Origin of the sequence: Allofournierella sp. (genome assembly GCF_048388525.1) — a bacterium.
GTDB lineage: Bacteria > Bacillota > Clostridia > Oscillospirales > Ruminococcaceae > BQOK01.
Genome location: NZ_DBGCTQ010000077.1, coordinates 1 through 6,362 on the forward strand (window position 1 = coordinate 1; position 6,362 = coordinate 6,362).

Here is a 6,362-nt window from a genome sequence, read left to right on the forward strand (position 1 = left end):
AACGGGGAAACAGCGTATTTACAGCAGCAACACCAGGTGTTTACCGTGGATGTGACCACCGGCGCGACCCAAACCGTTTCGGCCTGGCAGCAGGATATGTGTAAGGAATTTATGGCAGGCGAAAATCTGTTCCTGATCACACAGCCGGACAAACAACTGCAAGTGACCCTTCGGAATTGTGCGACAGGAGAGGAAAAAGCCTTTGCAATTGGCAAAGAGGTGGAGACGCTTGCGGACGTTACCGCGCTGCTTTATCACAACGGCTTTTTTATCTTTGAGCTGATAGAGGGCTACCAGGAAAGCGGGGCGCTGCTGGTTCATCAATACGCATACGATCTAAACAGCGGGGCGCTGACACAGATCGAGCTTTACGACCCGGTTAGAAATTACCCGCTGACGATCGAGGGAACGCTGGGAGAAGACATCGTTTTAAAAAATCTGTTGTATTCGGGCGAGGATGAGAGCAGCTATGTGGGCCAGGAACTTGTGGTATACAAGTGGCAGGACTACTTGAATTCTGTATGGAATGGTCAAAAGTAAAAACAACCGATGCGCTTGAAAATGCGATGGAGTAAAGAAGGACACAAAATAACCGCCGCATAGCTGTTGCGGTTGTGAGCCAATTGAATTGTTTCAAGAAAATTTATCTTTGCAAATCGTGCGGCAGAAGTGAAATAAAACCACAAGGGGCAACCGTGTTATAAACATGAGAAGCGAAAAAAGCGCAGGATGGAATTTGCGCTTGCTTGTGTGGGGATTTGTTTATAAGAGGAAAGATAGATGAAAAAGCAACTGTTGCAAGGTATGCTGGTGCTTTTGGCAATTTGCTTGTGCGCGTGCGGAGGGGCCGGGCCCCAGAGTGGGAGCGAACGGCCGCAATCATTAAGGCAGCCTGAAACAAACGCTGCACCCACGGAATTGAAATTGGTGACCAGCACGGAAGGAATGTTTGGGCTGGCGGGAAGCGTTTCCCCAAACGGATATTATGATATCCGTTTTAACGAAGACGGCTCCAGCAACATCGTCTATACGGATTTTGATACTGCCCAAACCGTTTATCTTTCCAGTGACGTAGTTGCCTCTCATATTTCAGAAGAAGACCCCAGCTGGTTCCAATACGGGATAAGCTACCTTTTTGTTATCAACGACAAACTTTATGCCGTATATCCGGGCGCACTGTTTGCCTCTTCGGATTCTGCGGATGCAAAAAAGGCGTGCGTATATGAAATGCGGCTTGACGGCAGCGAGAGACGCGTCCTTACCGAATTTGAGGCAAGCAAGCGCATGATGCGCAGCGTTGCAACGGACGGGGACTCGTTTTACACGGTGATCGAAGCGGTAACGCCCCTGGGGCAAAATGTGAACGAGCTGACAAAAGTGGATTTGGAGACCGGGGAACAAGAAGTGCTTTGCGCCATGCCGATAGGCGAATTTGTGGTGGGCGCATTTAAAGACCAATTGGTTTTGGAAAACGTGATCGATTCGGAGACGAACCCGATGAATTTATCGGTGTTTTCCCTCACGGCCTTGGAGCAAAAACAGCTCGTTTCCATTTCAAATGAAACAACCTCGGGTGTGGCATATCGGGATTCCTTTTATTATATCGACCATATCGATCAAAGCTTTGTGCGGGTAGATTTGAATACAGGGGAATCTGCGGTGGTTCAAGAAAGTATCCCTGTGGGTTCAAAACAAACAACATTCGTGAGTGGTATTTGGGAAAACTATTTTGTTTACCGGGTTACAACAATGGAGGGAGAAACCGAAAAGCAGCAGCTTTATGGAATTGACCTTGATTCTGGTTCGATTTATAAAAATTCTCTTACTTACAGCTACCAGGGATCGATCGACCATAGTGTTAATATTGTTGCGGCGGCAAAAAACCAATACCTATTTGTGAGAGACCGGACTGACGAAACAAAAACTTTTTATGCGGCGGACGGGACCGCGTATCAAGCACTGGACACGAGGTTTATCTACGGCCTGGAGGATGTGCAGACATTTTGGTCGGATGTGGATCAAAAGAAAATTGTTGCGGATCTCACGTAGGAGAGCCTATTGCTGGGGCCAGCGTAGGGGGCACCCTGAAAAAGATACACAAATGCAACATTTATAAAAATGTGGCGGCGAACGATAATGATTCGGTGGTTTACATCAACGGCGGCATTGATCAGTTTACCATTGATTTGTCCAATCACCGCGGCAATAAACTGGCGATATATGGCAGAAGCGTAAGTTGGGGTGGTACCACTTATGCATATTGGACAAAGGATTGATTTGATCGGAAAGAAGAGGGCGTGACCACTAAGGCGGCCACGCCCCTTTTAAGGAGAAACATATGAGAAAGCTTTTCTACCTGCTTTGCGTTTTGGCTGGGGTATTGGCCTTTTACGGGTGCGGGGAAAAGGCGCCGACAAATGTTCCGGTATCCAGGCCTACGCAGGAGCTCCCGCCGCACGCCGCCATGCCGCTGTATGCATTGCAGGGAGCGGATGGATTTTCAACCGGCAGCGGCAACGGCGAGGGGTATTTTTCAATCAGCCCCGTTATTCGGCAAAATGGGTCGGGCAACCTTCGGTATACCGATTATGCCACCCGCCAGACGGTGACCCTGTGCGGCCAGCCAAACTGTACCCACAGCGATGAGAGCTGCACCGGTTGGCTTGCGCCTGGAAGCGGGGGCGTGGTGCCTTCGGTCGTGGGGGAAACGCTGGCTTTGGTTTACCTGGGTACCGGCGATTATGACACCTGGGGCGCTGCGGCGCTGCCGCACATTGAAACCATGAACTTTGACGGCTCGGAACGCAGGAAGATCGCGGAATTCAAGGCAAATGAGCGAATTGAAAAACCGTTTTTTACGGACGGACAATCGCTGTATTTTCGGCTCACCACCGACCAGGAGAAAGGGAGAACGGCAAGTATCCGGCAAATTGACTTGGCCACGGGGGAAAACAGCCAGCTTTGCGCGCTGGACGCGGACCGGGTGGACTGGATATGGGGCGCGTTCGACAGGTCCGTTCTTCTTTACCGCACAAAAGAAGAAAATGGTGCCGATCCATTTGAGCAAGTGAGCGGGTACCAGCTCTATTTGCTCAACATTGACACGCTGGAGGAAACGCCTGTGTTTGCATGGGAAGCGCAGGAGCCCATGCCGAATTTGTTTGGAAGTTCGCTTGTGGTCTGCAATGAGAAAGCAGGAGAAGTGGAAGTGCGGGATTTACGCTCGGGCGAGACTTTTTCGTTTTCGCAGGTCCGGCTGCCGGAGGACCCCAACACGGATTTTGTGGTATATGACTACCGAGACGGGCATTTGCTGTATCGGGTGCGCAAATTGAAAGAACACAAACCGGGGATCGAAAGCCTGGTGTTTTATACCGCAGACAAAGAAGGCGGAGAGCCCCGGGTGTGGGATCTGCAATATATGTTCGAGGGAAAAGCGGCTGCGGTGACGGTGATCGACACGCTTGCCACAGGGCAGTATCTGGTGGTGAAGCATGAGGCCTATGAGCAGGGGGCGGCCCAGAATGAGGAGGGGGTCCCCTACTACAGCAACACGCCGGTTCGCGATTACGCCCTGATCGACGCGGCGGACTACTGGGAAGGTATCCCGCGGTATATTGATATTACAGACCATACCACGTGAGCGAAAGGATTGTTTGTTTTACCGTTTCGATACATTTCTGTGCAGACTTAGTGCCGCCGCCCTTCTTATGCTTTAGGTACAAGGAAGAACTGCATTTGCTTTGCAGAACTTTTTATAAAGCAGAAGGAGGGGGAAAGATGCGTTGCAAAAGCAAAATAAAATGTACGGCGGGCTTTTTGGTGTGTTTGGCGCTTTTCACCGGTTGTGGTGCAAAACCGGACTCCGGCCCGATCTTAACGGCCGAAAAAGGGGAGGCGCCGGACGGCAATGCGGGAAAGCTGGAAATGCTTGTGCGGGGTGCGGATATCATTTGCGGAACGGGAAGTGAAGCAGGGTTTTATTATGTGGCCCCGGCGCCCGAAAACATGCTAACAGGAAACATCCGCTATGTGGATTACGCCAGCGGACAGGATGTTTATCTTTCCAGCCAAGTGAACGGCGACCACAGAGGGGAAGAGGACCCATCCTATCTGGACTCGCTCGCAGGGGAAACCGCGCTGTTTTTATACAATGACCGGCTGTTCTTCCTGCGCGGCGGAGCGCCCGCATATGCTGCGAACGAAAGCTTTGGCGAACGAGCGCTGAGTGCCATCTATTCTATGGGACTAGACGGCGCAGATCGCAAACGTATTTACCAAGGCGACAGTACATCGACCCTGTTACCGGTGGTTCTTGCCGATGATCAATTTTTATACTGCTTCCGCGTGACGATGAAAGAAATAGAGTTGTTTAAGCTGGCGTTCGACGGAGGAAAAGAAACGCTGGTGGCAACGTTTCCTTTTGGAACACAATTTCTGGAAGGATGGGACAGAAACCTGATCGTTCAAACCGTTGAAGATGTCCAAGCGGGCAACGACCATAGAACAGATTACACGGTTTATGCATTTAACGTGGACACCGGAGAACAAACCCCAATCGTTTCTTGGGGGAGTGAAAAGCTCGTTTATACTGCCGTAAACCAAGAGGCGTTTTATCTTATGGGCGTAAACGACGGTTTACTGGAAAAATACACTATTGCGGGAGCAAAAGAAACCTACCCCTTAGGCGGCTATGGCTCGGACACCAGCTTTGTGTGCAATGCTATTACATCAATTGGGAAATATTTGTTTGTTCCTTATTATGACGAGCAGAGTGACTGCTATTACAATCTGGTAGTGGATACCGGCGATTTTTCGGTGGTAAAAAGCACGATCGGCTATTATGACGAGGGCAAACACACACAATATGAAGCCAAAGTGATAGCGGAGACCGAACAAGAGTTTTTGGTGATCACCAAAAGCTATGTGGAAAATGCAACGCTGGATTCTGGGGATGGAACAGAAATTGCAATCGAATTGCCGGTTTACCAGATGGAATTGTTTGCAAAACCGGATTATCTGGGATCAAAAAACATATCGCGGCAGATCGTGCGGCAGAAGTGAAATAAAACCGCAGGGAGCGACCGTGTTATATACATAGACCTCGAAAAGCGAAGTGAAGATATGCTGCAGGTAAAAGATCTGAAAAAGAGCTACGCCCTGCCCGCGGCGCCGTTTTGGCGCAAAGCGGGCGGTGCAAAAACAAAACAGGCCCTGGCCGGGGTGAGCTTTGCCCTCGGCCCGGGCCTTTATGGCCTTTTGGGGCCCAACGGGGCGGGCAAAAGCACCCTGATCAACATTATCACCGGCAGCCTTGCGCCGGACGGCGGCAGGGTGCTGTGGCAGGGCAAAAACGCCCGGGCGCTGGACATCGCGTTCCGGCGTGAGCTGGGGTATATGCCGCAGCAGCAGGGCCTTTATGACAGCTACACCGGGCGGCGGTTTTTGGCCTATATGTGCGCGCTGAAAGAGATCCCGCGGGCGGCGGTGGCCGCCGAGGTGGGGCGGGTTGCCGGGGCGGTGAACCTGACGGACGAGTTGGACAAGCGGCTTGCCGCGTATTCGGGTGGGATGAAGCAGCGGCTGCTGCTGGCCGCCGCGCTGCTGGGGCAGCCGCGCCTGCTGATTTTGGACGAGCCCACCGCGGGCCTTGACCCCAAGGAGCGGGTGCGCCTGCGCCAGCTGCTGGCGCAGCTTGCGGCCGACCGGGTGATTTTGGTGGCGACCCACGTGGTGAGCGATGTGGAGAGCGTGGCGAACGAGATATTGCTGCTGAAGGAGGGACGGCTGGTGGCGCAGGCCCCGGTGCCCGAGCTGGTGGCGCGGTACGCCCCCGGCGGCAGCCTGGAGGATGTGTACCTGGCCGTGTTCGGCGAGGGGGGCGGCGCATGAGGCTGTTTTTTGCCGAGCTGCGCAAGGTGTGGGGCCAGCGGGTGTTCAGCCTGTGCCTGGCGGTGCTGGCGGGGGCAAACCTGTTTTTGCTGTACACCGGCACAAAGCCCGGGCCCAACGCGCCGCCCGCCGCGGCCTACCGGGCCATTGGGCGGGAGCTGGCGGGGCTGCCTGCCCAGGCGCAGCAGGCGCTGGTAAACGAAAAGCTGGCCACCGCCCAGGGCGTTTTGCAGGTGGGGCAGCTGCTGTATGAGCAGGCGCTGAACGCGGGCACCCAGTGGGGCACGGACCCCCGCGGCCAGTACCCCGAGCTGTTTGCGCAGTACGAGGAAATCTACAAAAACAAAAGCTACACCCTGTACACCGAGAACCTGCGCCAAGAGTACAGCTTTTTGAGCAAGATTAAGGCCGAGCTGGACACGGTGGCCGCCTACCCGGAGTTTTTGCAGGAGGTGCAGCAAAAGGCGCGG

6 protein-coding genes are annotated in these 6,362 nt (G+C 53.2%); all 6 read left to right on the forward strand.

Annotated features, from left to right (window positions below):
* Positions 1-540, forward strand: a 540-nt coding sequence (locus ACMLHZ_RS09840) for a hypothetical protein (protein WP_418667554.1), incomplete at its 5' end; no start/stop codon positions are given.
* A 240-nt stretch (positions 541-780) separates the two neighbouring features.
* Positions 781-2,049: a hypothetical protein gene (locus ACMLHZ_RS09845; RefSeq protein WP_418667555.1), complete on the forward strand. Its 1,269-nt coding sequence runs from the start codon at positions 781-783 to the stop codon at positions 2,047-2,049.
* 289 nt (positions 2,050-2,338) lie between these two features.
* Complete coding sequence (locus ACMLHZ_RS09850) at positions 2,339-3,643, forward strand: hypothetical protein (protein WP_418667556.1); 1,305 nt, start codon at positions 2,339-2,341, stop codon at positions 3,641-3,643.
* 137 nt (positions 3,644-3,780) lie between these two features.
* Positions 3,781-5,064 (forward strand): hypothetical protein, encoded by a 1,284-nt coding sequence (locus ACMLHZ_RS09855; RefSeq protein WP_418667557.1) that lies wholly within the window; start codon positions 3,781-3,783, stop codon positions 5,062-5,064.
* A gap of 60 nt (positions 5,065-5,124) precedes the next feature.
* A complete protein-coding gene (locus tag ACMLHZ_RS09860; RefSeq protein WP_418667558.1) occupies positions 5,125-5,892 on the forward strand; it encodes an ATP-binding cassette domain-containing protein in 768 nt (255 codons plus the stop codon).
* Positions 5,889-6,362, forward strand: a 474-nt coding sequence (locus tag ACMLHZ_RS09865; protein WP_418667559.1) for a hypothetical protein, incomplete at its 3' end; no start/stop codon positions are given. The genes ACMLHZ_RS09860 and ACMLHZ_RS09865, both read left to right, overlap by 4 nt.

What these genes read in the sequence shown, in the direction of transcription:
- ACMLHZ_RS09850 (WP_418667556.1), top strand. Translation starts at nt 2,339, where the DNA reads ATGAGAAAGCTTTTCTACCTGCTTTGCGTTTTGGCTGGGGTATTGGCC.
- ACMLHZ_RS09860 (WP_418667558.1), top strand. Translation starts at nt 5,125, where the DNA reads ATGCTGCAGGTAAAAGATCTGAAAAAGAGCTACGCCCTGCCCGCGGCG.
- ACMLHZ_RS09845 (WP_418667555.1), top strand. Translation starts at nt 781, where the DNA reads ATGAAAAAGCAACTGTTGCAAGGTATGCTGGTGCTTTTGGCAATTTGC.
- ACMLHZ_RS09855 (WP_418667557.1), top strand. Translation starts at nt 3,781, where the DNA reads ATGCGTTGCAAAAGCAAAATAAAATGTACGGCGGGCTTTTTGGTGTGT.